Consider the following 22,862-nt stretch of genomic DNA (forward strand, 5'->3'; position numbering starts at 1 on the left):
ACAATTTAATATGTACGAACATAATAAGAGGAAGCGTTATGGGCAGCACGGTTTTCGATTCGGTCCTGTTTCGGGACATGTTCGGCACCGCGGAAATGCGGGCGGTCTTCGCCGACGAAGCCCTGGTCGGCCGCTACATCGAGGTCGAAGTCGCGCTGGCCCGCGCCCAGGCCCGTCTCGGCGTCGTGCCAAAGGAAGCCGCGCAGGCCATCGAGGCCGCCGCCAAATCCATCCGGATCGATTTCGACAAGCTCCGCGCTGAGACCGAAATCGTCGGCTACCCGATCCTGCCGCTGGTTCATCAGCTCTCTGAAGCTGCCGGAGAGGCGGGCCGCTACGTTCACTGGGGTGCGACCACCCAGGACATTATGGACACCGCCAACGTCCTGCAGATACGCGCAGCGCTTGAGATTGTTGCACGCGATCTGCGCGAGGTCCGCGACATCCTGAGCGCGATGGCCCGCAAATATCGCGACACGCCGATGGCCGGTCGCACCCATCTGCAGCAGGCGCTGCCGGTGACCTTCGGCTACAAGGCTGCCGTCTGGCTGTCCTCCATCGATCGGCACATTGAGCGCGTCGATCAGGCATTGCCGCGCATCCTGCTCGGCGAGTTCTCCGGCGCCGCGGGGACGCTCGCATCGGTGGGCGAGGGCGGCCTGGAGATGCAAAAGCTGTTCTGCGAGGAGCTCGGCCTGCATCAGCCCTCGATCACCTGGCATGTCGCCCGCGACGGCATCGCCGAAGCGGTCACACTGCTTGGTCTGATCACCGGCACGCTCGGCAAGATCGCTACCGACGTCATGCTGTTGTCATCGTCCGAATTCGGCGAAGTGTCTGAGCCTTTCGTGCCCGGTCGCGGGGCGTCATCGACGATGCCGCAAAAGCGTAACGCGATTTCAAGCGAACTGATGCTCGCCGCTGCCAAGGCGGTGCGCCAGCATGTCGCGACCATGCTCGACGGCATGATCCATGACCTGGAACGTGCAACCGGGCCGTGGCATCTCGAATGGGTGTCGTTGCCGGAGAGCTTCCTGCTCACCGCCTCTTCGCTGGCAAATGCCAAATTCATGCTGGCCGGACTTGTGGTTCATGAGAAGCGCATGCTGGAGAATCTGGATCTGACACGCGGCCTTATCGTCGCCGAAGCGGTGATGATGGCAGCGGCGCCGAAACTCGGCCGCCAGCATGCGCATGACGTCGTCTACGATGCCTGCCGCAAGGCAATCGAAGGCGGCGGACAGCTTGCGGACATCCTCGCCGAGGTCCCGGAAATTACCGAAGCGCTTGGCAGCAAGGATGCCATCCGTCGTCACTGCGACCCGGCCAACTATCTCGGCCTGTGCGGTCCGATGGTCGATCGCGTGCTGAGCATGAGCGGACGCTGAAACAACATACATACACAACAGGGGAGGAATTTCGATGACGAAGAACATTTTGACGACCGCATTCGTGCTCGCCGGTGCGCTCCTTGCCGTTCCGGCCTCGGCCCAGGACTTTCCGACACGCACCATCACCATGAACATGCCCTATTCGGCAGGCGGCCCTGGCGACACCATCGCGCGGCTGCTGGCGCAGGGCATGAGCGGCCCGCTGAAGCAGCAGGTCATCGTCGAGAACACAACGGGCGCCGGCGGCTCCATCGGCAGCGCCAAGGTCGCGGCCTCGCCGCCGGACGGCTACAATCTGTTGCTGATCCATATCAGCCACGCGACCAATCCGGCGCTGTATCCAAAACTCAAATACGATCCGATCAAGGACTACGAGCCGATCGGTCTCGCTGTCGATCTCCCGTCGGTGTTCGTGGCACGCAAGGATCTCCCGGCCGCCAATCTCGCCGAGCTGATCGCCTGGATGAAGACGAATAAGGAGAAAGTGAACTACGCGCATGCCGGCATCGGATCGGCCTCGCATCTGTGTGGCCTGCTGCTCAATACGGCGACCGGTACGCAACCGACCCAGATCGCCTATCGCGGCGCTGGTCCGGCAATGAACGACATGATGAGCGGGCAGGTCGATGTCATGTGCGACCAGATCGTCAACGTGGTCGGCAATGTGGATGGCGGCACGATCAAGGGCTACGCCGTCACCAGCACCGAGAAGGCGCCGGCGCTGCCAAAACTGCCCACGACAGCCGAAGCCGGGCTGCCGGGCTTTACCTACACGGTCTGGTACGGTCTGTTCGCGCCAAAGGGCACGCCCAAGCCGATCATCGACAAACTCGTTGCCGCGTTGAACGTGGCGCTGAGGGACGAGACTGTGAAGAGCCGGCTTGCCGGGCTCGGCGTGCAGCCGGTGGCGCCGGAACGGGCGACGCCCGATGCTCTGGCCGCGCATCTCAAGTCAGAGATCGACAAATGGACGCCGATCATCAAGGCAGCGGGCGTTGTCGGCGCGCAGTGAGCCAGACTCTTGAGTGACGTTCGCACGGAACATGACTCCTTCGGCACCATCGCGGTGCCGACGGATCGCTATTGGGGCGCGCAGACCCAACGCGCGCTTGAGGTCTTCCAGGTTAGCGATGAGCGTCTCCCGGTCGCGCTGATCCGTGCATTCGCCCTGCAGAAGATCGCGGCCGTTCGCGCCAATCTGCAACTCGGGACGATCGCGCCGGAGATCGCAGCGCCGATCGAAGCAGCGGCACTCGAACTTCAGCAAGGCCGTTTCGACGATCATTTCCCGTTGCCGATCTGGCAGACTGGCTCCGGCACCCAGACCAACATGAACGCCAATGAGGTGATCGCAAACCGCGCCAATGAATTGCTGGGCCAGCCGCTTGGGACCAAATCACCCGTTCATCCCAACGATCACGTCAATTGCTCACAGTCATCGAACGACAGCTTTCCGACCGTGATGCATGTGGCAACGGCGCTGGAGTTGCGCGGGCGTTTGCTCCCGGCCTTAAAGACGCTACGCGATGATCTTCGCGCCAAGGCGGACGCGTTCTCCGACGTCGTGAAGATCGGACGCACGCATCTGATGGATGCCGTGCCGATGACCATGGGGCAGGCATTCGATGCCTTCGCCCGCCAGATCGGCCATGCGATTGACCGCATCGAAGCAGTGTTTCCGCGTCTGCTGATGCTGCCCCAGGGCGGCACGGCCGTCGGCTCGGGGCTCAATGCGCCAAAGGGATTCGACAGCGCCTTTTGCGAGCACCTGAACGCACTGACCGGCGTTACGTTCGTCCCGAACCCGAGCAAGTTCGAAGGCATGGGTGCACATGACGCGCTTGTCGAAGTGTCCGGCGCGCTCAATGGCCTTGCCGTCACGTTGCTGAAGATCGCGAACGACGTGCGCTTCCTCGGCTCGGGTCCGCGCTGCGGGCTTGGTGAGCTTGTCATCCCGCATGACGGGCTGACATCGTCGATCATGCCTGGCAAACGCAACCCGACGATCGCTGAGATGCTTGTGCAGGTCTGTTTTCAGGTGACGGGCAACAACGCCGTCGTCACCGCAGCCAGCGCATCCGGCAATTTCGAGCTCAACGTTGCCAAGCCGGTCATCATCTACAACGTCTTGCAGTCGATCCGCATCCTCGCCGATGGCGTCGATGTCTTTACGTCCCGATTGATCCGCGATCTCGACGTCGATCGGCGACAGCTCGCCGCGAATGTCGCCAACGCGCCGCTGCTCGCGACAGCCCTCAATCCCGTGATCGGCTACGACAAGGTCGCACTCATCACAGCCAAAGCTTTGGATGAAGCCATCACGCCGCGCGAAGCCGCGATCGCGCTGGGACTGCTCTTAGGTGAAGACTATGATCGTTATGTCGATCCGCTGCGCATGGCGGGGATTTGACGGAACGGCTCAGCCGCCTTGCCGCAACCGCGCGAGCACCTTCAGCCCGCCATAGCCATCCGCCGGCAGCAGACCCATCTTCGTTTGATAGTCCTTCACCGCCTTCATCGTGTCGTTGCCAACGCGGCCATCCGTGCCGCCGGTATCAAAACCGGCGCGGGTGAGGCGTGTCTGCACTTCCTGCACTTCGGCCAGTGTCAGCGCGCGTTCGGAGCCGGGGAACGGCTGGATGAAAGGCGGTGCGCCGAGAATGCGATCGCCGAGATGGCAGATCGCCAGCGCATAGTTCATCGACGGATTATAGCTGCGCACGGCGTAGAAGCCCTGGCCGAGCAGGAAGGCCGGGCCGCCCTGTACAGGCACCCAGAGCTTGGCATTGGCGGAAGGCTGCGGGAACGGCTGTCCATCGGCGCGGGTGACGCCTGCAGCGGACCATGCTGCAAAACTGCGATTGCTCTCCGATGAGCCGGCGCCACTGGCGCGGACCTCATAGCCCCAGTGTTCGCCGCGCGGATATTTGCCGCGATTGACGAGGAAGCGTGCGCTTGAGCCCAGCGCATCGTCAGGCTTGCCGAACGGCGAGACGCGGCCGTCGCGGTCATAGTCGATGCCGACATTGAGCCAGACTTCCGGCATCCATTGCGTATGCCCCATCGCGCCGGCCCAGGAGCCCCGCATCTCGTCGGGCGTGCTCCAGCCCTTGTCGACGATCTTCAGCGCGTTGATCAGTTCGGTTTCCCAGTAGGCGCGGCGGCGCGGCTCGTTCCACGCCAGTGCGGCCAGCGACGGAAACACCGGGCGCATATGGTTTTGCTGCACGATGGGATCGCCATAAGCGGACTCCACGCCCCACAGCGCCAGCAGCGTGCCGCGCTCGACACCAAAGTCGCGCTCGATACGGTCGAACACGCCGTCATACTTGCGCAGCGCTTCCTTGCCGGCGGCGATGCGCCAGTCGGAGGCGCGGCGGTTGATGTATTGCCAGAGCTGCTCGTGAAATTCCGGCTGCTTCTGCATCTTGGTGAACACGGACATGTCCGGCTCGATACGGCCCATCACGCGCGAATAGGTCGCGTCGGAGACGCCTTTGGCAATTGCCTTTGCACGAAAGCCGTCGCGCCACGCGTCGAAGCCCGCGGGCGCCGCAACGGCGGTCCTGGGCATGGCCAGCAACGCGCCTGCACCCAGGCCGGAGCGGAGCAGGCTGCGTCGGTCGATCAGGGAATCGCGCGTGGTCATGCCCCATTGTAGCCGCATGACCTGCGCGGCGGCAGGGGCAATGCGTCGCGGCGCGGGGAGGCAACCAACGTGCTGAAGTCACGCATGAAAAAGACCGCCGGCAGCCTTTTTCTGGCCACCGGCGGTCTTGCGAAAAACTTGCGGCAGTCTTGCGACAGCCGGGATCCTTTAGTCCTTGGCGCGTTCGATGTACGAGCCGTCCTCGATCAGCACCACGATGCGTGTGCCGGTACCAACATGCGGCGGCACGTTGGTACGGACGCCGTTGGACAGCATGGCAGGCTTGTAGGACGACGACGCGGTCTGGCCCTTGGTCACCGGCTCGGTATCGACGACTTCGAGGGTCGCGCGCTGCGGCATCTGGATCGCCACCGGAACCAGACCATGCAGCGACAGCTTTACGGTCATGTTCTCCTGCAGATAGGGCTCGGCATCGCCGATGACGTCCTTCTGCACCTGAACCTGGTCGTAATTGTCGTTGTTCATGAAATGGAAGCCGTCGGCGTCCTTGTAGAGGTAATTGAAGTTCTGGTCTTCAATCGTCGCCTTTTCCACCTGGTCAGTGGTCTTGTAGCGCTCCGAGATCTTCACACCGTCGCTGATTCGGCGCATTTCGATCTGGCTGACCGGGGTTCCCTTGCCGGGGTGGATGTTCTCCGCGGACAGAACCACGTAGAGCTTGCCTTCCTGCTCGATGACGTTGCCCTTGCGAATAGAACTGGCGATGACTTTCACAGATATGTTTCCTAGATTTCAGGCCCGGGACCGATCCGGACGTGTGTGTCCTGTGGCCAGCGAAGCGGTTTCGGGGGGCAACATACTGATTTCACGCGGCGATGCCAGCGTTTTGCAACCCAAAAGGGCCGTTTGCCGATGACTGGAACCGACCGGCCGTCGCCCTGGTGGAGCCCGGCGCGACATCAGGACCGCCGGGGCTTCCTGCTGGCGCGGGGAGCGATCACGAAGGGTATCCGGACGTGGTTTGAGGCTCAGGGCTTCCTGGAGGTCGAGACTGGCGTCCTGCAGGTCTCACCGGGCAATGAGACCCATCTGCATGCGCCAAAGACGACATTGATCGACCGCGACGGCGAGCGGTTCTCGCGGTATCTGCGGACATCGCCGGAATTCGCCTGCAAGAAGCTGCTGGCGGCAGGGGAGACGAAAATCTTCGAATTCGCCCGGGTGTTTCGCGACCGCGAGCGCGGCGACAAGCACCTGCCTGAATTCACGATGCTGGAATGGTACCGTGCCGAGGAGAGCTATGAGGCCGTGATCGCCGATTGCGTGGCGATCATTTCATGCGCGGCGCAGGCAACAGGCATCAAGCAGTTCACGTTTCGCGGTCAGGTTGCCGATCCGTTTGCCGAGCCGGAGATGTTGACCGTGGCAGCAGCGTTCACACGCTTTGCGGATATCGATCTGCTTGCGAGCATCGATGGCTCCGAGGGCGATCGCGCTAAGCTGGCGGCTGCTGCAACTGGCAAGGTACGGATCAGCGATGACGATACCTGGTCGGATATTTTCAGCAAGATTCTCGTCGAACATGTCGAGCCGCATCTCGGGCAGGGACGGATGACCGTGCTGTTAGAATACCCGTCGCCGGAAGCGGCATTGGCGCGCACCAAAGAAGGTGACCGACGCGTGGCCGAACGCTTCGAGGTCTATGCCTGCGGTGTTGAACTTGCCAATGGCTTTGGCGAATTGACCGACGCTGACGAACAGCGCCGCCGCTTCACGGAAGCGATGGATGAAAAGGAGCGTCGCTATGGCGAGCGCTATCCGCTCGATGAGGAGTTTCTTGAGGCCGTCGCAACGATGCCGCCTGCGTCCGGTGTTGCACTCGGATTCGACCGGCTGGTGATGCTCGCGTCGGGCGCGACGCGGATTGATCAGGTGGTGTGGACGCCGCCGGCAGGTGTGTCATGAACCGTCACGTGAAAGTTGCGACAACCCTGCGGCAAGCCAGCGACCTTATTGAAAACGGTCTGGCGCCAGCCTCGACGCTGGCCGATCTGGAGAAAGTCGCCGCGCGTTATGCAGTCGCGGTGACGCCGGCCGTAGCCGCACTGATCGACAGCAGCGATCCCGACGATCCGATCGCGCGCCAGTACATTCCGAGTGTGGATGAACTGAACGCGCAGCCCGAAGAGAACGCTGATCCGATCGGCGACCACGCTCACGCGCCAATCGACGGCATCGTGCATCGCTATCCCGACCGTGTGCTGTTCAAGCTGGTACATGTCTGCGCGGTGTATTGCCGGTTCTGTTTCCGCCGCGAGATGGTGGGGCCGGGCAAGGAGACCGCGCTGTCACCCGACGCCTATTCAGCCGCGCTGGATTATATCCGCAGCCATGACGAGATCTGGGAGGTAATCCTCACCGGCGGCGATCCCCTGATGCTGTCGCCGCGGCGATTGAGCGAGATCATGGCGGATCTCGCTGATATCCCGCATGTGAAGATCATTCGATTGCATACGCGGGTCCCCGTGGCTGATCCCGGCCGCGTGAGTGCGGAAATGGTGGATGCATTGAAAGTCACGGGTGCCAGCACATGGGTGGCGCTGCATGCCAATCATCCGCGCGAGCTGACGGATGCTGCACGTGCGGCCTGCGCGCTGATGGTTGATGCCGGCATTCCCATGGTGAGCCAGTCGGTATTGCTGCGCGGCGTCAATGACAATGCGGCGACGCTGACGGCACTGATGCGCGGTTTCGTCGAGTGCCGCATCAAGCCCTATTATCTGCATCACGGCGACCTCGCGCCTGGCACCGCACATTTGCGGACCAGCATCGCGGAGGGACAGGCCTTGATGCGCGCCATTCGAGGCAATGTTTCCGGATTGTGCCAGCCGGATTATGTGCTCGATATTCCCGGCGGTTATGGCAAGGCGCCGATCGGTCCCGAATATTTGTCCGAGAATTCTTCAGTCAACCTCAAGCCTGACGGTGAAGCTTCTGCGGAATCGGTCTATCGTGTTGTGGATTACTGCGGCGACGTTCATATCTATCCACCGAAGCCGTAGCGATCGGCTTACACGCGCCACCTGGTGTCGGAGACAAAAAATGAAAACATTGTTCGTGATGACGGCAGGCCTGTTCGTTCTCGGCCATTCGCTGGCTCTGGCGCAGGATTCGTCCCGCAACCTGCCACCCAAGGGCCTGCGCTCGCAGCCGACCACACAGACCAACAGCGGCGGTGCTCTGCCAGAGGCTCCCATCGGCCATCGCCAGCCGCGCCCGGGCGATTTGCCGCCGGAGACCGGCAAGAACGATCCGTCTCGCATCGACGCGCAGGATCGCGAGCTTGATCGTATGATCAAGAATATCTGCAAGGGCTGCTGAGTCCCTGCAGACAGTTGGCGGGGTCAGGCCTTCTTGCGGGCGGCCATCGCCAAGCCGATTAGCGAAGCGCCGCCGATCACCAGATTGATGCCGACCATCAGGCCGATGGCCCAGGCTGCCGTGCCGGGCAGACCTGAGATGATGATGAAGGCGATCACGATATCCATCAGGCCGGAGAAGGCCATCCAGCTCCAGCGCTCGGACAGTTCTTTGCGGTGCTGAAGCGCGTACATGATGGTCGCGACGCCCTCGGCGAGGAAATAAACGCCAACCACGAATGTCAGTGTCAGCGTGCTTTCGGCTGGGCGCGTAAGCAGAATGATGCCGGCGCCGATGCCAAGGATTGCTGAAATCAGCGACCAGATGAAGCCCGGCGTCTGGCGCGCCCAGAAGGTCATCAGCAGCGCGGCGACGCCCGAGATGAAGAACATCCAGCCCAGCATGACGGTGACGGCGATGCTGGCCACCTGCGGCACGATCATCGCGGCGAAGCCGAGGATCACCAGCACGATGCCCTCGATTAGAAATGCCTTCCAATGCGCGCGCACGGCGTCGCTCATCTTCGATTGCAGCTCGGCGAGGTTGGGCGGCATGGTCATGGCGGCATGTCCTGATCTGGCCGGCAGCATGCTGGCCGTACCTTGCATTTATCCGCTCACACGCGGAAGCGTGCAAGTTTGTTGATCGGGAATAGCTCGAATGTCGCGTGAGGTCTTGAACGTTACGACTGCGCGGTCATGGCCGGTGCGGCCGTGCGCATGCGGTTGCGCCCGAGAATATAGGCTGTCGTCGTCAGCACCAGCAGCACGGCGCCGATGGCGATCGATGCCAGACCGAGCGGGATCAGCACCATGGTGACGTTGCGCGCCGGGTTCGTAAACCAGTGATGAATCGAAGTCAGCAAAAAGGCCGTGCCGGCAAAGCCCGCACCGCCGCCGGCAACCAGCAGTGCCCACATGCCGCGCAACTGGCTGAGCCTCTCGCGTGACACCTCCGTATGCGGTGCATGATGCGCGCCGATCCGCCGGACCAGCCGCGCCGCCAGCGCAATGGTGCCGAAGCCGATCACCACGCCGGCAGCTTCCAGCACGCGGCGCATCACGCCGACGATTTCCGGATGACGCTGCAGCGTCAGCAAAGGAAGATCGAAACAGGCATGCAGCGTCACCGGCGCGAGAACAATGAGCATGGGCGTGCGAATGAAAGCCCAGCCGTCGCGGCGATGGGCGCCGAGCGCACGGCCGGAACGGGTGATGGCGATGTAAGCGCCGGCGATGACGCCGAGCGCGCCGTGAAATGGTACGGTCAGTACGCTGCGCAGCACCGCGAGCGTCCGCCACATCTCGGGATATTGCAGGAGATAGACGAGATTCTCGTAGGCGGCGAAGCCGAGGCCGGCGGCGGCGCCATAAACCACCGTGTCCATTGGATCGGCCGTCCGGGCGCGCTGGGTGGACACCGCGATGATGACGAAGATCTTCACGATCTCCTCCGGCGCGGCGACGCCAAACACAGCGTGGAGCACCATGGCCAGGGTCGGGTTGTCCGTAAGACCCGGAATTGCCGCGAACAGCGCGCGGGCATAGCCGAGCAGGGAGATGCTGGCGGCCCCCAGCAGGAATGACGCCCAGACCAACCCGGGCGGTCCCGGCCGTTCATCGGCAGCAATCACCAGCCACAGCACCAGCAGAGCTGGTGCCACGGCGGCGATACCGATCACGGTGGGGAGCGATTCGAGCAGATTCATGGAACTTAATTATAGACGGCCGGGCAGGCCGGAAAGAGTGACTCTTGCGGGAGCCGCCTGCGACAAAAGAGAAGCTGGCGGGCCCGGGCCAGGGCCGGAACCAATCAGTGTTCGGTCGATTGGGCTGACACAGCTCATGCCGCACGGGAAATGACCATGGCCGACGACGCAAAGACACCCCCCTACATCTACGAAGGCGTCGAGCCCGTGCCTGAGGCCAGGTCGACAATCACAGAAACGATCACGGATGTGAAAGAGGCGGTGACCGAGACCGCGCACCGCATCGGCGGTGCCATCGAGTCCGGCAAGAAGCCAGGCATGCCCTTGAGCATCCTGGCCAATGTTGCGCGTGAAGCGCCGCTGGGATCGCTGCTGGTTGCTTTTCTGCTGGGCGTCGCCGTGGCGCGCCGGCGCTAGGCGTCAGCGAATCCGGGCCGGCACCAGATTGACCGGCTTCGAGGTCCGCAGCGATGCTGGCTGGTAGGCCGAAGCCGGCGCGAACACCGACTTGCAGCCGTCGCTGAGCTGAGACTTGTTGCGGATCATGCAAGCCGTGACGCGATCGACATCCGGGATCTCCGAACTACAGAGACGCATCGCATCGCCCGTGCAAAGCTGTTCCTGCTCGGCGCTGTAGGCGTGGCAGACGGTGGTCAGCATGCCGAATGCAAGAACAGTGGCGGCTGCGAGCTTGGCGGTGGTGAATGTCATCGTATGTCCCTCGATCTTGTGTCCATCCGTGCGCCGATCGGCGCGTCGTTGGAACGATGGGATAGAGGGCGTGCGCTTCAGGCGGTTTGCGCGGAGGCGAGGAAATGGTTTCTTCGACCGCGGTTTTGTTTCATTGCTCGTGACGGACGAAACACAGCCTGAACGAAACACAGCGCGCCGGTCGGAATCCCACCCCTGATGGACATCATTCAGAAAATCTCGGCGCTGATCGCGGCGCAAGCCGATTTGGCTGGACCGCTCGGTTTCGTCATCGCCTTCTTCGGATGTCTGGTCGGCTCCAGTTTCGTCGTTCCGGCTGCGGCCATCGTGACGGCGACGGGGGTGCTGATCGGCGCCGGCGTGGTGTCCTGGACTTTCGTCCTTTGGGCCATCGGCGGCGCGGTGCTCGGCATGAGCGTGTCCTATGAGCTCGGCAAACGGTGTGGGCCGAGGCTGCTTGAGATGCGGATGCTCCAATCGCGTCAGCAACTGGTGGCGCGGGTACGCGGGCTATTCGAGCGCTACGGCATCGCGGCGATCATGGTCGGCTACCATATCGGGCCGGCGCGCGCACTGGTCACCAGCGTCGCAGGCATCGCCGGCATGCCGCGTCTGAAGTTCGAAATTGCCAGTATCGTGTCAGCAATGGTCTGGATCGTCGATCACGCCTTGATCGGCGTCATCCCCGGCACACTCATCGACGCCGACAGTCCATGGTTGCTCCCGGTGACATTCGGAGCACCGGTCGTCGTGATCGTGCTCACCGTGATGTTGCTGCGCAAAGCATTCTAGGCACAGCGCCAATGCGTTGCATCACGCCGCCTTCGAAATCTTTTTCTTGAGATGTCCGGTGTCGTGATCGCGGCGGAGCTGACTGAGCGACGTGTCGTTGAGCTTCGGCAGCACTTCGCTGAGTGTGAGCGTGTCGGGATGCCCGGCTGCGAAAAACTTGCCGTAGATCTTGCGGAGTGTTGCCAGTGTGGTGCTGCCGTATTTCTCGGTCATCGCGCTGTCGTGCGCGTGAAGGTGATCGCCGCCGTCATGCTTCATGTCTCGCTCCCTGCCGGTATCGCATGATCTCGCACCTTGAGCAGTGCAGATTGCGTTCGGCCAGACAGACTAGGCGCGGTGCTGTGGAGAGTACAAGCAGTTCACGTGTGCTCGGGAGCAATCGCGCGGGATGGCTTAGCCGCGCGCCCCGGGGCGCTTGCGCTGCACAACGATCTTCATCTTCTGACGGCCCTTGCTTGCCGCGGCGCGGGAGCGTGAGCGGCGCGGTTGCTCTCGCGCGGCAGGCTTGTCGTCAGTTGCCGAGGTGCTGGCAAAAGACTGCCGGAGAGTGTCGAGCGTGGAGGTGAGGGCGCCGACCTGCTCGTTGAGCTTGCGCGCTTCGTTCTGCTGCGCTGTCATCAGACGCTGCATGGTCTGCAACTGATCCTGCACGACCTGAAGCTGATCGATCGACTGCTGCTGCGTGGCCTCGATGCCTTTGGTCTTTTCGATCAGCTGTTCGGACGCCTGCGCCACACGGGCCTGTTGCAGGCGCGATGCGGTGAGCCGCTCCGGCTCCGGCGTTGCGCCGCTGTAGCTGCGCCACGTGAATATGCCGCCGATGCCGATCACGACCAGAAACAGGGCCGCAGCCGCAACCATGATCGGCTGCTGGCTAATGCGCCAGGGGTGACTGGGTTCGGACGCGTAACTGTGCTGGGAAGCGCTCGGCATGATTTCGACCATGAAGCTCGAAGTCCTATGGCGTGTGATCGTTCCAATCCGCGACAAAACCATCCAGAACGGGTGAATTTCGGGAGGGTCGCGGCCAAGTTCAACGAAAATAAGGCTCGGGTGGCAATAACGTGGCCTAACCCAGGGCAGTGCGCGAATGGCGCTCCCTAGCGGAATCGAACCGCTCTCTCCACCGTGAAAGGGTGGCGTCCTAACCGATAGACGAAGGGAGCAAAAAACCCCGGCCGATCCAGCGGCCCGAAATCAGGCCAAGGATACCGCGGTTCTGCACGGCTATTTCTAAAATCGCCGCAACATCAAAGCTTTAGGGCTGATCTATCGCGGGCGGCACCGACCGAAAGCAAATCAGTTTGGTGCCAGCGGCCGAACGTATAGTGACGTTTGTTCGGGTCGGCAAGTGGGCGGTGAGGGATCAGGTGGATGATCCCCATGCGCGGCGCACGGACCTTGTGCACAGGACATTTCGAACTCTTCTGCACCTCTCAACGGTTCTTAAAGCATGCAGGCTTAAGGCTCTCTCCCGGGGGCGTGGAGTGATGCGATGGCAGTGACGAAAAAACGCGACACACGCCGGTCCGTACACCAGGCCGCATGGATCACGCTGGACGGTGGATTCGCGGCCCGGCAATGCAATGTGCTGGATCTCTCGACTTCCGGCGCGAAAGTCGTCGTCGACGATCCCACGTCGGTCCCCAACAAGATGAAGCTGGCCTTCTCGCGCGACGCACGCACCGGGCGTATGTGTGAAGTGGTCTGGCGCCGCGGCAAGACGCTGGGCGTTCGCTTCATCGCATAGGGCTGCACCATCGTGCGCCCCGATATCGTCATTCCCGTATTGATGGGCTGCGCGCTGCTGTGGTGGATCGGCCGTGGCATGAACTGGTCCACGCGCCTTATCGTGGCCGCGATCACGCTGGTGGTGATCATGGGCATCCTGCTGCTCGAACGTTCGTTGTACTAACGTTCAAGCGAACGCCTGCGCTCAGGAGAGCGGCGGCGCGACATAGGTCTGGAAGCCAGGCCGTGCCGAGATCACCTGATACCAGCGTTGCAGATGCGGAAGTGCAGGGCGCGTGACACCCTCGACGCCGAACCATCGCCGCGCATAGCAACCGATGGCGATATCGGCGAGACTGAAATCGTCGCCTTCCATCCAGGTCTGATGGGAAAGTTGCCGGTCGACCATCTCCCACAGCGCCGCATTGGCATCCGCGGCCTTCTGCAGCGCGGCCATGTCGCGGTCGGCGACGGGCGTCCGCACCAGTCCCCAAAACAACGGGCGCTCGGCCGGCTGCAATGTCGTCAATGTCCAGTCGAGCCAGCGCTCCATCCCGGCGCGCACTTTTGGCGTGGATGGGTAGAGGGGCGATGTAGCGCCATGGGCCAGGGCGATATAGCGCATGATGGAATTGGATTCCCACAGCACGAAATCGCCTTGCACCAAGGTGGGGACGCGACCGTTGGGATTCATCGCCAGATAGTCGGCCTCGCTGTTGCGGCCAAATTGCATGCCGGCATCGATGCGCTCATAGGCGACGTCGAGTTCATGGCAGCACCACAGAACCTTTTGCACATTGACCGAATTGGCGCGGCCCCAGATCTGCAGGGATGGAGTGGGAGTCTGTGGCACGATGAACCTCGCTGGCGAATAAGCGCCGCAGGTTTAGCCAGCAACGCGCCGCCATCGCAAGGCCGGTCTGGTGCTGACCTCTCACAAAGGAGCGAGCCCGCAAACAAAACAGGCCCCGCGTGAGCGAGGCCTGTTCATGGGTTCAGCTTGGGAGGCGTCAGCGACCGAAGAAGAGCCACAGCAGAATGATCACCGGAATCGGTACACCCAGCAGCCAGAGCAGAATTCCACGTCCCATTGTCTCAGCCTCCATGAAATCAGTATCGCATCAACAACGCGGCACTGCTCATGGCGTTCCACCGCTGCACCTGCAGCGATGCGTTTTGTGAGTTACCAATGTCCGGTGTTGGGCATTGACGACCATGGCTCCTGCGGCGGCAGTGCGTCGCCTTTCTGCAGAAGCTCGATGGAATGCAGATCCGGCGAGCGAACGAAGGCCATCTGGCCATCGCGCGGCGGACGATTGATGGTGATGCCGAGCTTCATCAACCGGTCGCAGGTCGCATAGATGTCGTCGACCTCATAAGCGAGATGACCGAAATAGCGATCCTCGCCATATTTCTCTTCGTCCCAGTTGTAAGTGAGTTCGACCAGCGGCGCGCCTCGTCCCTTGGTCTTGGCAAGTAACGCCTCGTCTTCGGCGGCGCACAAGAACACCAGAGTGAATTTCGCCTTGTCGTTGTCGACCCGGCGGACTTCCTTGAGCCCGAGCGCATCGGCATAGAATTTCAGGGCCGCATCCAGATTGCGGACGCGCAGCATGGTGTGAAGGTAGCGCATTGGGATTGTCTCCATGGGATCGACACAAGCGTGCAACCACTAGGGCAGCGGCGCTTGCCATAGCAGCTAAACAAGATAAATGGCAGATGTCGTCTTGAGAAAGAGGGCGCACCATCTGAATTGTGAAGAGCGTTGCCCTCAGGCGCTGACATCCACGATGGCGGGCGTATCGATTTCCCGCTTGTGCCAGACGGTCAAATCCTTGCGCGGCTTCTCCCACGCATATTCGTCACCGTTTTTTCGCAAATGCTGAATGGCCGCCACATGGGCATCATCGGCGCTCTTGGCCTCCACGACGATCTCCACGGATTCCTCGACGGAGCGAACGACGACGACGCTAAAAAATTTCCTTGCCATGCGGGCATAACCGGCAGCGCAAGGCTACGTTCCCGGCGACGATGTATTAAGCCGTGACCGCAGCATTTTATCGGCAACGCTGTCGTAAAGGGCAATCTCGAACCGTGCGGAATTAGGTCGGGACGATGCTGAAATGATGGTCATCGATCTTCTCCCGCGTGATGTCGACGATGGCGCCGGGAAACCGAACCGCCTTGCCCGACGAATCGAGCGTGCACTTACCGCGCGCATAGACCCAATGCGTGTCGCCGTGAGAGACGACACGATATTCACGGGAGAACACCTGACCGGTCGTCAGTGAGCGAGTGATAGCGGCGGCGACATCATCGATGTCGTCCGGATGAATGGCATCCAGCCAGTCTTGCAACGGCGTGCCCCGCGAGGCCAAATCCGCATTGACGCCGAACAGACGGGCGAATTTGCTGTCTGCATAGACGCGGTCATTGGCGATGTCCCAGTCCCAGGTGCCGACCAATCGATCCTGGATACTGGAATCGCCTTCATGATGACGCACGCCGCTCTGGGCGGCTTCGAGCGAAGCCATCCGCAGGATCTGCGCGAGAACTGTGTGATGGCCCGCCTGCGCCGAGATGGCGAGCTCCCTGCAGATCTCCGAGATGGGCCGACCGACAATCATCACCGCTCCCGGAACTTATTGGCCAACTGACCGTAATATTGCGTATATTGATGGGCATTCAATTCAACGTACAGGGAAAAGGTTCCGAAACCTTTCTGTACAACTTGGGAGTGTTACTCGTGTGGCGGTTTGGAAGGGCTTCGGACGAGGAGGCCTTAAAAATGGTTGTGACTTACCTCACCATTAACGAGCCGGAGCGCCGTCGCGAAATATTCGAACTCGCTGAGAAGTATGCGAAGGAGACCTGCACTCCGCCGATTTCGCAGGACAACGTCGATAAGAAGTAACAGGCAGAGGAAGTAACGAACCAGGTATTATCGCTTCACGATGCGGTTCTGTAGTTTAGTTTGATCGCGGGAGCGCCGGAAATTAACAGTCCACAACGGCTTCGTTAAAATCCGATCGGCCAAGTAACCTTCATCGGTTAGGTTAAAACCAGAGTATGATTGCGCGGAAATAAGAGTGAGCTATTCATTTCCCATCGAGGGAGTGACCATGTCCGCTTCGTTTCACAATGCCGACAAGCCGACGCATCGACGGGTGATGCTGGTAGGATTTTTGTTCTGCGCAGCCTTTGTCGCGGTGAGCTTCTTCGCCCGGCCGCAGCCGGCAACGGACCATGTCCTGCTGAAAGCCGACAAGCTCACTCGCACCGCCGGCCAGCCCGTGACTGCCAACTAACCAAGCAAAGCGTCAACGCTGGCTCGGCGTGGTGTTCGGGCTAAAGGGCATGATCACGCGCACCGGCTCTTGCGACACAGGTCGTTCATAAGCGACATGCCGGGCGTTCTTGCTTGCAACAGCGGGTGTCGGCTCGAGGAGCCACGGTACGAAGGCGATCATTCCGCAGACAAGCGCGACCGCGCTGAGCAGCAATACACCATTATCTTCTTCTCTCGGTCCCATGCCATGGAAACACCGCACTGCGGCGTTCGTTCCAATGAGCTATACGGCTCGCGTAAGAGCGGCGGGGGAAGGTCATGAGAATTGTCGTTGTTGGATTGCTGATCGCTGTCATACCGCTGCAGGCCTTCGCTGCGGCGTCGAAGAAGCCAGTGGCAACGAAGCAGAGCATGACGCCGGCACCACGAAAAGCAGATCCGTGTAAGCAATACGGCGCCGGCTTCGTTCAGGTTGAGGGGACGTCGACCTGCATCAGGGTCGGCGGGAGCGTCGGCATTGGTGGAAGCGTTTCGCACTAGAGCGTGGATCGCCGCGGACTGCTGGCTCCTCAGACCTTCTTGTCGAGCTCGACCGGCGCCTCCGGCGGCTCGTGATGGTCGTCATAGGCCCGTTTCGCCTGCAACTGGTCCCATGCCCCCGTGCGCAATGACAGCCGACCGTAAGGCGGCGGGTTCGGCCTCAGTTCGACGGTTTGAACGACAAGGGCTGTGGACATCATCTCCCATAATGCCGCGGGTGCGATTGGGTTCTCCGAGCTCTGGAAGTGCAGTTAAAGCCGGGTTGGCGGAATCTCCGGCATTTGAACGATTGCTTGTGTGGCAGATGAGCGGCGCCCGGAACAAGTCACAGTCGTGCATGTTTTGCACTCACCAAACGGCATATGGGACACCTTGCGTGGACGAAGATTTCAATGACGCCGGCGAGCAGCTCGCCATGTACATCAACCAGTTAATTGAAGAGGCCGACGACGATGGACGACCGGAAGAACAAGGGTCAGCCGGATCGCAGCAAGATCAACATGCACGAGGCGCATGAGGTGAAATACTGGACCCATCAGCTCGGTGTGTCCCGCGAGAAGCTGCAGGCAACAGTAGAGAAAGTCGGCAATGCGGCTGCGGCAGTGCGCAAGGAACTGGCGCACTAGAGTGCCGATGCATCGGACTGGGTGAACAAACAAGAACGGCACCCGATCGGGTGCCGTTCTGCTGTGTGGTATATCCCTGGCGTCAGCTGCCCATGGGAACGCCGTAGTAATCGTTCACCGCGCGGGCCCGCGATGTGTCAGCCCAATTCCAACTATTGTCGTTGCCGTATTTGGGAGCGTTCTCCAGCTGCTGCTGCGTTACGCCAGTGCGATAACCGCCCAGTGCGGTATCATATTTCAGCGACTGCCAGGGCAGGGGATAGTGATCGTCGCCGATGCCGAGAAAGCCGCCAAAGCTGAGCACAGCGTAGGACACCCGGCCACTCTTCTTGTCGATCATCACGCGCTCGATTGAACCGATCTTCTGGTCGTCAGCGCCGAACACTGCGGTGCCTTCGACCTTGTCGCTGCCAATCAGGTTACCTTGTTCACTTGCTTCGATGGGCATGTAGAGCCTCCCTTTTGGTTGTGTCTGGCCAACAGGTAAAAGGGAGAAACGTTCCTACGTCGTTGCCCTGCAAATGTTTTGGGACGCCCAGCGTCGTCAGTGACTGGCCACGAGACGCAGGCGCGGCTTCAGCGTATTTTGCAAGTCGTCAGCAAGCTTGAGGACCCGCGGATCGCTGGAGCGGGCTGCGCAGGTTGAGAACTGATTGACTGAGCGGACAAGAGCCTCGCGTTCCTCGCGCGTACGCGTGACATGCGGACTCGACAGGCGCAGCACCATCTGGCCAAGGCCGACGAGCAATTCATCGAGCGCCTTGTCGATCTTTGCGATCTGTTCAATCATCGCCATTACTCCACTGCTCGCACGCGTGTCCGTGCGACTCCGCGTACATTCATGGAGAGGAAAGCGTCGGCTTTGCGAGCCGTTCCGATAACCGGCCCCTCATGGTTAATGAAACGTGAAGGCGATATGGGGCGCGTTAAGGCTTCACCCCGAGCTAATCGGCGCCTTGTCGCGGGGGAGCGCAGCCAAGCGACGCGCATAGGGTGACGGTTTCATTTTGCGATGCGTCACGGGAATCATCTTGTCGCGTCCGTTGTGTTCATCGAAAGCGCGAAGCCGCTCTCGGATGAATTCGGGATGCGCCGCGTGAAAGGCCTGAAGCTGGCGTGCGAGTTGCGCACGGCGATAGCGAATGGGCATCATGACGCACCTCCGGTCCGGAACCCGAGCGGTGAAATCTTACAGGCCCTGAAACCAACAAAAAAGCTTGGCGTTATTTGGCCGGTGGTGAACAGAAAGGGTATCACATGAAAAAAGCAGCATTGATCCTGGCCACTGTCGCAGCCATCGGCACGACCGCCGTTACGGCGCCTGCTGAAGCGCGCGGATGGGGTAGAGGTTGGGGACCGGGTCCCGCAATCGGCTTTGGTATTGCCGCAGGTGCGCTGGCCGCGGGGGCCTATGGTGCGTACGGACCGTACGGATACGGATATGGCCCACGCTATTATGGCTACGGTCCCGGCTACGGATATTACCGACCGCGTTATTACCGTCCGGCTTACTATGGCGGTTACTATGGTCCCGGCCCCTATGCCTATGGCCCGCGTTACTATCGCAGCTATGGTTATTGGTAGGGCCGAACACGGCCCGGAGCATTGCTTCGGGCCTATTGCGCTGCACGTGCGTGACGCGCATTCAATAAAAAGCCCGCCAGAAATGGCGGGCTTTTTATTGGTCGCTGCTGCGAGCAGATCGTAGCTAGTGCCGCACACGGCGCTCCTGACGGGGTGTCACGAACTCGTTCCAGTCGGTTGCCCGTACCTTTTCGATCGTGGTCTCGTAATAGTCTTCACGTTCGCGCTGGAACTTCGCCTGCTTCTCGCGAAATTCTGCCACCCGGCGTTCCATGTCGGCGCGCGCCGCTGAAATTCTTTCTTCGTTCATTTTCTTCTCTTCGTTTCGCTCCCCAAGGAGAGCATCGATGCCGAATGCGGCATCAATCCGATCTTTGCAAGGCGACCGGTGGATAAGTCGCAGCGCGCGACGCTCACGCAAGCTCAGATCTCTCGCACCGAATCACCGGCAAAACAAAACCTCGCATCACCGCTGTGAAGCGAGGTTGGATATTCCAGCGCAGACGTAACGCCGTCGACGCCAAAGGGTTCCGTTATTCAGCACTCTCCAACGCAAGCGCCTGTTCGAAATCCCGCATCCGCGCGTTGACCCAGTCTTCGTCCTGACAACTCAAGAGCAGCATTTCTCGTTCTGCCTTGCGGCAGAATTCCGGATCCGGATCGATGCTTTTCCAAAGGTCGATACGTGCCTGCAAATCCATGTCAGTCTCCCAGTTTTCCAGCCGCGTATGCCCCGCCAATCCGGCGATTCCTGTGACGTCCCGATAAAACATTGGCGAATGATGTTCTCTATTTGTTCTAGCTCAGGTCAGCCATTCTGTCCATCGGGATCTCGCTACGGGAGATTGGAATGCACGGAATTCTGCAGGGGAATGGTGCGATCCGGGGCTCCCGATTTTGATCGCGATGGAGAGTGTCATCGTCATCAGCTATAAGGCCGCTCGCTCGGGGCCTTTTGCTTCGGCGTCTGTCAGGAGAGCTGCATGAGCAAGCAGGCAATGCGCGAAGAGGCCGAGCGTCTGATCCGCGAGACTATGGAGCGCAAGGCGCTGGTGGTGAAGCAGGGCGACACACGGATTATGACGACCTGCGGCAAGTGCGGCGCGGCGAACAAGGTCTCGGCGCCAAAGGGTGTCGCGCGGGTGTCTTTCACCTGCAAGGAGTGCGGTCACGAGCAGGTCACGCTCTGACCCTATGCTGAAACCGGAAATCGGCGCGAAAATTGCTTTGTGTTTCGCGGTGGTCCGGGGCAATAATTGCGGTAACGGCTCGGGGAGAGCTGACTGCAAAAATTGAAGGGCGTGAACGATTACCCTTGGACCGGTGCGTATTTGCTGTGTTGGGGACGACCATGCGTTTTTGGGTTTTGGGGACTTTCGGAATTTCTCTGGTGGCGTTGGCCACACCTTCCGCCGCTCAGTCCATTCGGACAGCTGAACCGCTCATCCTGGCGCCTTACGAGAGCGCGCTGGTCCAGGACGGGTCATGTGCGGCCGGCAAGATCTTAAAGGTCACCGGCGCCATTCGTGGCCTGCGCCGCAAGAAGTTGTGCATCCCGCTCAATGAGATCCAGGCCTCGCTGGGCTCGGTGGTTCAGTAATTGCTCGCGGCAAGACTTCTTGCTTTGACTGGACGACTTTCCGAGATCGCATCAATCGCCTGTTAACGTTGGAGTGTGCACTCGCTTGGGCTGTGCGGGCGACGTGTTACCCTGCCGGCATGATCAGTCTCGTCCCAGTCGCCGCCGTCCTGGCGTCCGAACGTGGCGTCCGGCCGGCGCCGGTGATCGATTCCAGTGATGCTTCCCAACGCGACTATTGGGCCTATCGGCTGAGCGTCTCGCCGACCGAATTGAACGCCGCGATCGAAAAGGTCGGCTCGTCGGTTGCCGCCGTGCGGCGACACCTCGGCAAATAACCCGAACCGACAGACCGTCTCCTCACGTTGAAGCCCGCAAGGCGAAAGCCCCGCCGGGGGAGGACGGGGCTTTCTGAAAACAGAGCATCGGGGAAACTGCTCCGGCTTTACAACCGGTCGCGCCCGGAATCGTTCCGCAGCGTTGTGCGGATACGCGTCTGCATAGCTTCGTAATAGACGTCGCGCTCGTGGATCATCTGGGCCTGGCGAGCCTTGAACGACGCAACGCGCTTGAGGATCTCGGCCCGCTCGGATGGGCCCGAATAAAGCGGATCTCTCCGGGCAGGAGATGGCACGTTGGTTGGACCTGCAACAGGAAGGTCCTGCGAACTGCGCTCCGAGGTTTCAATTGCCGCGTTCGCCGCATGTACAATCAAAGCAGGGGCCGTCAAGCGATCTGCCTCCATGATGGCAGGCGAGGTGACGGTTTCCGTTGAATCGGACGCGTGCGACGGCGCGTGGCTCGGCGGTTGCCAGATGTTCAGTCGCTGGGCCGCGACCGGATGCGCTGCGGCGACTTCCTGTACGAATGCGAGCGTCTGCGCGACCAGCCGGTCACGCTCTTCTTTCCAAGATGCCATGACGCGTTTCCCCAATCCCGCATCCATTCTCTGCGAAGCAAGAGCTCGACGTCAATTGAATTGCATCCATCATGATGTCTTCGGTGGATGATCGCGCTGCCGCGCTTGCGGCGCATGGATGTTATCGCTAGTTCGGAACAAACGGAGATTTCCATGGCCAAGATCGATCTGGACTCACTGAGCATCGAGGAACTTGCGGCACTGCGCGATCATGCATCCGACAAGCTGGCGGAAAAAGTTGCTGCGCGTCAGGCTGAGCTCGAAGCCGAGCTGGATAAGCTCGCGCAGTACGGCAAGTCCGTGAAGAAGTCTCAGGCAACGCCGGTGGCAAAGCCGAAGAAGGACGATCTGCCGAAGAGCGAGCTCTCCGCCGATGTCTCGCGGGCTGCATAAAGATTTCGCAAATCGGTATTTAATTACTTAAGGGCGGAGCTCATTTCAGCTTCGCCCCGATATTTGATTTTGATGTGGTGTTTTGACACCGCCCGCATTTCATTTAATTGACGCACGCTGGCGCGTATTTTGCGCGCCTTGGGAAGGAGTGCGGACGCATTTGATCGGAGCTTGTTTATGCCGGCCCTTGATATCAAATCTCTTTCGGTTCCCGAACTCCTCGCATTGCGGGAGGATATCGACAAGCAACTGCAAGCCCACCGTGCCGAATTGCAGGCGCAACTCGCACAGATCAGAAGCGTCGATGGCAAAACCAGCCGTGTCAAAGGCATCAAGGTTCCGGCGAAGTATCGCCATCCCAAGACGGGAGAGACCTGGACCGGGCGCGGCGGTGTAGCGGGCTGGCTCGCGAAGGAGATCGCCGCCGGTCGCAAGCGGGAAGACTTTTTGATCGACAAGCCCGCAAGGAATGGACGCGCCAAAGCGAAATAGATCCAGGAAACGTGGCGACGAAGCGAAACATGCGTTGATCCCGGCATGGCACCGGATCCCGGTCTGCGGCATTGTCG

The 22,862-nt window shown here is 60.7% G+C and carries 37 protein-coding genes and 1 tRNA gene; 20 read left to right on the plus strand and 18 right to left on the minus strand.

Translation table 11 applies throughout. The features are described from left to right. The first annotated feature begins 38 nt into the window (after nucleotides 1-38). From LPB73_RS11215 to LPB73_RS11225, 3 genes are read left to right on the plus strand one after another with little or no spacing between them, the layout of a single operon-like run. On the plus strand, nucleotides 39-1,388 hold the full coding sequence (locus LPB73_RS11215) for a class-II fumarase/aspartase family protein (protein ID WP_231080615.1): 1,350 nt from the start codon (nucleotides 39-41) through the stop codon (nucleotides 1,386-1,388). Nucleotides 1,389-1,422: 34 nt separating this feature from the next. After that, the gene (locus LPB73_RS11220) at nucleotides 1,423-2,403 is read left to right on the plus strand and encodes a tripartite tricarboxylate transporter substrate-binding protein (RefSeq protein WP_231080616.1); all 981 of its coding nucleotides are present in this window, start codon (nucleotides 1,423-1,425) and stop codon (nucleotides 2,401-2,403) included. 9 nt (nucleotides 2,404-2,412) lie between these two features. Then, the gene (locus LPB73_RS11225) at nucleotides 2,413-3,801 is read left to right on the plus strand and encodes a class II fumarate hydratase (RefSeq protein WP_231080617.1); all 1,389 of its coding nucleotides are present in this window, start codon (nucleotides 2,413-2,415) and stop codon (nucleotides 3,799-3,801) included. Nucleotides 3,802-3,810: 9 nt separating this feature from the next. Here LPB73_RS11225 and LPB73_RS11230 read toward each other — a convergent pair whose 3' ends face one another. Both LPB73_RS11230 and efp read right to left on the minus strand, forming a co-directional pair. Further along, nucleotides 3,811-5,040 carry a lytic murein transglycosylase gene (locus LPB73_RS11230; protein ID WP_231080618.1) on the minus strand — a complete coding sequence of 410 codons (1,230 nt, stop codon included), beginning with the start codon at nucleotides 5,038-5,040 and terminating at the stop codon, nucleotides 3,811-3,813. 168 nt (nucleotides 5,041-5,208) lie between these two features. Beyond that, entirely contained in the window at nucleotides 5,209-5,775 is a 567-nt protein-coding gene (gene efp / locus LPB73_RS11235; RefSeq protein ID WP_068736546.1) for an elongation factor P, read from the minus strand. A 138-nt stretch (nucleotides 5,776-5,913) separates the two neighbouring features. On the opposite strand from efp, the gene epmA reads away from it, so the two are divergent. From epmA to LPB73_RS11250, 3 genes are read left to right on the plus strand one after another with little or no spacing between them, the layout of a single operon-like run. After that, a complete protein-coding gene (epmA, locus tag LPB73_RS11240; protein WP_231080619.1) occupies nucleotides 5,914-6,966 on the plus strand; it encodes an EF-P lysine aminoacylase EpmA in 1,053 nt (350 codons plus the stop codon). Beyond that, a complete protein-coding gene (locus LPB73_RS11245) occupies nucleotides 6,963-8,063 on the plus strand; it encodes a lysine-2,3-aminomutase-like protein (RefSeq protein WP_231080620.1) in 1,101 nt (366 codons plus the stop codon). Before epmA ends, LPB73_RS11245 begins: the two co-directional genes overlap by 4 nt. A gap of 40 nt (nucleotides 8,064-8,103) precedes the next feature. Beyond that, nucleotides 8,104-8,382, plus strand: a complete 279-nt coding sequence (locus LPB73_RS11250; protein WP_231080621.1) for a hypothetical protein — start codon at nucleotides 8,104-8,106, stop codon at nucleotides 8,380-8,382. Between the two features lie 23 nt (nucleotides 8,383-8,405). On the opposite strand, the gene LPB73_RS11255 is transcribed toward LPB73_RS11250, so the two are convergent. Together LPB73_RS11255 and LPB73_RS11260 are read right to left on the minus strand one after the other, a co-directional pair. Continuing rightward, on the minus strand, nucleotides 8,406-8,981 hold the full coding sequence (locus LPB73_RS11255) for an HdeD family acid-resistance protein (RefSeq protein ID WP_089264182.1): 576 nt from the start codon (nucleotides 8,979-8,981) through the stop codon (nucleotides 8,406-8,408). Between the two features lie 122 nt (nucleotides 8,982-9,103). Continuing rightward, nucleotides 9,104-10,129, minus strand: a complete 1,026-nt coding sequence (locus tag LPB73_RS11260) for a PrsW family glutamic-type intramembrane protease (RefSeq protein ID WP_231080622.1) — start codon at nucleotides 10,127-10,129, stop codon at nucleotides 9,104-9,106. A gap of 156 nt (nucleotides 10,130-10,285) precedes the next feature. On the opposite strand from LPB73_RS11260, the gene LPB73_RS11265 reads away from it, so the two are divergent. Then, a complete protein-coding gene (locus LPB73_RS11265) occupies nucleotides 10,286-10,546 on the plus strand; it encodes a hypothetical protein (protein ID WP_068736902.1) in 261 nt (86 codons plus the stop codon). 3 nt (nucleotides 10,547-10,549) lie between these two features. Here LPB73_RS11265 and LPB73_RS11270 read toward each other — a convergent pair whose 3' ends face one another. After that, nucleotides 10,550-10,840 (minus strand): hypothetical protein, encoded by a 291-nt coding sequence (locus LPB73_RS11270; protein WP_199712062.1) that lies wholly within the window; start codon nucleotides 10,838-10,840, stop codon nucleotides 10,550-10,552. 198 nt (nucleotides 10,841-11,038) lie between these two features. Here LPB73_RS11270 and LPB73_RS11275 point away from each other — a divergent pair, with 198 nt between their 5' ends. Beyond that, nucleotides 11,039-11,632, plus strand: coding sequence for a DedA family protein (locus LPB73_RS11275; RefSeq protein ID WP_231080623.1), 594 nt, complete (start codon nucleotides 11,039-11,041; stop codon nucleotides 11,630-11,632). A 21-nt stretch (nucleotides 11,633-11,653) separates the two neighbouring features. On the opposite strand, the gene LPB73_RS11280 is transcribed toward LPB73_RS11275, so the two are convergent. The 3 genes from LPB73_RS11280 to LPB73_RS11290 all read right to left on the minus strand — a co-directional run bounded on the left by LPB73_RS11280 (nucleotide 11,654) and on the right by LPB73_RS11290 (nucleotide 12,798). Next, nucleotides 11,654-11,890 carry a hypothetical protein gene (locus LPB73_RS11280; RefSeq protein WP_068736536.1) on the minus strand — a complete coding sequence of 79 codons (237 nt, stop codon included), beginning with the start codon at nucleotides 11,888-11,890 and terminating at the stop codon, nucleotides 11,654-11,656. A gap of 135 nt (nucleotides 11,891-12,025) precedes the next feature. After that, a complete protein-coding gene (locus LPB73_RS11285; RefSeq protein ID WP_231080624.1) occupies nucleotides 12,026-12,565 on the minus strand; it encodes a hypothetical protein in 540 nt (179 codons plus the stop codon). A 158-nt stretch (nucleotides 12,566-12,723) separates the two neighbouring features. After that, nucleotides 12,724-12,798 (minus strand) — tRNA-Glu (locus tag LPB73_RS11290). Between the two features lie 329 nt (nucleotides 12,799-13,127). On the opposite strand from LPB73_RS11290, the gene LPB73_RS11295 reads away from it, so the two are divergent. Together LPB73_RS11295 and LPB73_RS11300 are read left to right on the plus strand one after the other, a co-directional pair. Next, entirely contained in the window at nucleotides 13,128-13,382 is a 255-nt protein-coding gene (locus LPB73_RS11295) for a PilZ domain-containing protein (protein WP_068736534.1), read from the plus strand. Between the two features lie 12 nt (nucleotides 13,383-13,394). Next, on the plus strand, nucleotides 13,395-13,547 hold the full coding sequence (locus LPB73_RS11300) for a hypothetical protein (protein ID WP_231080625.1): 153 nt from the start codon (nucleotides 13,395-13,397) through the stop codon (nucleotides 13,545-13,547). A gap of 21 nt (nucleotides 13,548-13,568) precedes the next feature. Here the strand turns inward: LPB73_RS11300 and LPB73_RS11305 are convergent, their stop codons facing one another. From LPB73_RS11305 to LPB73_RS11320, 4 genes are all read right to left on the minus strand, one after another. Further along, nucleotides 13,569-14,216, minus strand: a complete 648-nt coding sequence (locus LPB73_RS11305; protein WP_231080626.1) for a glutathione S-transferase family protein — start codon at nucleotides 14,214-14,216, stop codon at nucleotides 13,569-13,571. A gap of 330 nt (nucleotides 14,217-14,546) precedes the next feature. Next, nucleotides 14,547-14,996 carry a VOC family protein gene (locus tag LPB73_RS11310; protein WP_089264233.1) on the minus strand — a complete coding sequence of 150 codons (450 nt, stop codon included), beginning with the start codon at nucleotides 14,994-14,996 and terminating at the stop codon, nucleotides 14,547-14,549. A gap of 138 nt (nucleotides 14,997-15,134) precedes the next feature. After that, a complete protein-coding gene (locus tag LPB73_RS11315) occupies nucleotides 15,135-15,302 on the minus strand; it encodes a hypothetical protein (protein WP_231080627.1) in 168 nt (55 codons plus the stop codon). Between the two features lie 163 nt (nucleotides 15,303-15,465). Then, on the minus strand, nucleotides 15,466-15,990 hold the full coding sequence (locus LPB73_RS11320) for a PAS domain-containing protein (protein ID WP_175368960.1): 525 nt from the start codon (nucleotides 15,988-15,990) through the stop codon (nucleotides 15,466-15,468). Nucleotides 15,991-16,151: 161 nt separating this feature from the next. On the opposite strand from LPB73_RS11320, the gene LPB73_RS29115 reads away from it, so the two are divergent. The 3 genes from LPB73_RS29115 to LPB73_RS11330 all read left to right on the plus strand — a co-directional run bounded on the left by LPB73_RS29115 (nucleotide 16,152) and on the right by LPB73_RS11330 (nucleotide 17,192). Next, a complete protein-coding gene (locus LPB73_RS29115) occupies nucleotides 16,152-16,277 on the plus strand; it encodes a hypothetical protein (RefSeq protein WP_256461297.1) in 126 nt (41 codons plus the stop codon). Between the two features lie 208 nt (nucleotides 16,278-16,485). Next, a complete protein-coding gene (locus LPB73_RS11325; protein ID WP_231080628.1) occupies nucleotides 16,486-16,671 on the plus strand; it encodes a hypothetical protein in 186 nt (61 codons plus the stop codon). A 299-nt stretch (nucleotides 16,672-16,970) separates the two neighbouring features. Continuing rightward, nucleotides 16,971-17,192, plus strand: coding sequence for a hypothetical protein (locus tag LPB73_RS11330; RefSeq protein ID WP_231080629.1), 222 nt, complete (start codon nucleotides 16,971-16,973; stop codon nucleotides 17,190-17,192). Between the two features lie 29 nt (nucleotides 17,193-17,221). Here the strand turns inward: LPB73_RS11330 and LPB73_RS11335 are convergent, their stop codons facing one another. Further along, a complete protein-coding gene (locus tag LPB73_RS11335; protein WP_170849665.1) occupies nucleotides 17,222-17,389 on the minus strand; it encodes a hypothetical protein in 168 nt (55 codons plus the stop codon). A 255-nt stretch (nucleotides 17,390-17,644) separates the two neighbouring features. Here LPB73_RS11335 and LPB73_RS11340 point away from each other — a divergent pair, with 255 nt between their 5' ends. Continuing rightward, entirely contained in the window at nucleotides 17,645-17,818 is a 174-nt protein-coding gene (locus LPB73_RS11340; protein WP_089264239.1) for a DUF3606 domain-containing protein, read from the plus strand. Nucleotides 17,819-17,900: 82 nt separating this feature from the next. Here the strand turns inward: LPB73_RS11340 and LPB73_RS11345 are convergent, their stop codons facing one another. Together LPB73_RS11345 and LPB73_RS11350 are read right to left on the minus strand one after the other, a co-directional pair. Next, on the minus strand, nucleotides 17,901-18,266 hold the full coding sequence (locus tag LPB73_RS11345) for a PRC-barrel domain-containing protein (RefSeq protein ID WP_231080630.1): 366 nt from the start codon (nucleotides 18,264-18,266) through the stop codon (nucleotides 17,901-17,903). A 96-nt stretch (nucleotides 18,267-18,362) separates the two neighbouring features. Further along, the gene (locus tag LPB73_RS11350) at nucleotides 18,363-18,608 is read right to left on the minus strand and encodes a hypothetical protein (RefSeq protein WP_120289591.1); all 246 of its coding nucleotides are present in this window, start codon (nucleotides 18,606-18,608) and stop codon (nucleotides 18,363-18,365) included. 467 nt (nucleotides 18,609-19,075) lie between these two features. Between LPB73_RS11350 and LPB73_RS11355 the strand changes: the two genes are divergently transcribed. Beyond that, nucleotides 19,076-19,402 carry a hypothetical protein gene (locus LPB73_RS11355; RefSeq protein WP_092143275.1) on the plus strand — a complete coding sequence of 109 codons (327 nt, stop codon included), beginning with the start codon at nucleotides 19,076-19,078 and terminating at the stop codon, nucleotides 19,400-19,402. Between the two features lie 124 nt (nucleotides 19,403-19,526). Here LPB73_RS11355 and LPB73_RS11360 read toward each other — a convergent pair whose 3' ends face one another. Further along, nucleotides 19,527-19,823: a hypothetical protein gene (locus LPB73_RS11360; RefSeq protein WP_120289595.1), complete on the minus strand. Its 297-nt coding sequence runs from the start codon at nucleotides 19,821-19,823 to the stop codon at nucleotides 19,527-19,529. Nucleotides 19,824-19,935: 112 nt separating this feature from the next. Further along, nucleotides 19,936-20,103 carry a hypothetical protein gene (locus LPB73_RS11365; RefSeq protein WP_158550333.1) on the minus strand — a complete coding sequence of 56 codons (168 nt, stop codon included), beginning with the start codon at nucleotides 20,101-20,103 and terminating at the stop codon, nucleotides 19,936-19,938. A gap of 282 nt (nucleotides 20,104-20,385) precedes the next feature. On the opposite strand from LPB73_RS11365, the gene LPB73_RS11370 reads away from it, so the two are divergent. The 3 genes from LPB73_RS11370 (at nucleotide 20,386) to LPB73_RS11380 (ending at nucleotide 21,319) form a co-directional block, all read left to right on the plus strand. After that, complete coding sequence (locus LPB73_RS11370) at nucleotides 20,386-20,592, plus strand: hypothetical protein (RefSeq protein ID WP_089264246.1); 207 nt, start codon at nucleotides 20,386-20,388, stop codon at nucleotides 20,590-20,592. 161 nt (nucleotides 20,593-20,753) lie between these two features. Further along, a complete protein-coding gene (locus LPB73_RS11375) occupies nucleotides 20,754-21,002 on the plus strand; it encodes a DUF6719 family protein (protein WP_139212548.1) in 249 nt (82 codons plus the stop codon). A gap of 119 nt (nucleotides 21,003-21,121) precedes the next feature. Beyond that, a complete protein-coding gene (locus tag LPB73_RS11380; protein WP_068736505.1) occupies nucleotides 21,122-21,319 on the plus strand; it encodes a DUF3606 domain-containing protein in 198 nt (65 codons plus the stop codon). Between the two features lie 107 nt (nucleotides 21,320-21,426). On the opposite strand, the gene LPB73_RS11385 is transcribed toward LPB73_RS11380, so the two are convergent. After that, complete coding sequence (locus LPB73_RS11385) at nucleotides 21,427-21,900, minus strand: hypothetical protein (protein ID WP_120289602.1); 474 nt, start codon at nucleotides 21,898-21,900, stop codon at nucleotides 21,427-21,429. 153 nt (nucleotides 21,901-22,053) lie between these two features. On the opposite strand from LPB73_RS11385, the gene LPB73_RS11390 reads away from it, so the two are divergent. Further along, a complete protein-coding gene (locus LPB73_RS11390; protein WP_093758515.1) occupies nucleotides 22,054-22,293 on the plus strand; it encodes a hypothetical protein in 240 nt (79 codons plus the stop codon). 177 nt (nucleotides 22,294-22,470) lie between these two features. Beyond that, entirely contained in the window at nucleotides 22,471-22,785 is a 315-nt protein-coding gene (locus tag LPB73_RS11395; protein ID WP_120289604.1) for an H-NS family nucleoid-associated regulatory protein, read from the plus strand. Nucleotides 22,786-22,862: the final 77 nt, after the last annotated feature.

Source organism: Tardiphaga sp. 37S4 (assembly GCF_021044645.1).
In the GTDB taxonomy this organism is placed as follows: Bacteria; Pseudomonadota; Alphaproteobacteria; order Rhizobiales; family Xanthobacteraceae; genus Tardiphaga; species Tardiphaga robiniae.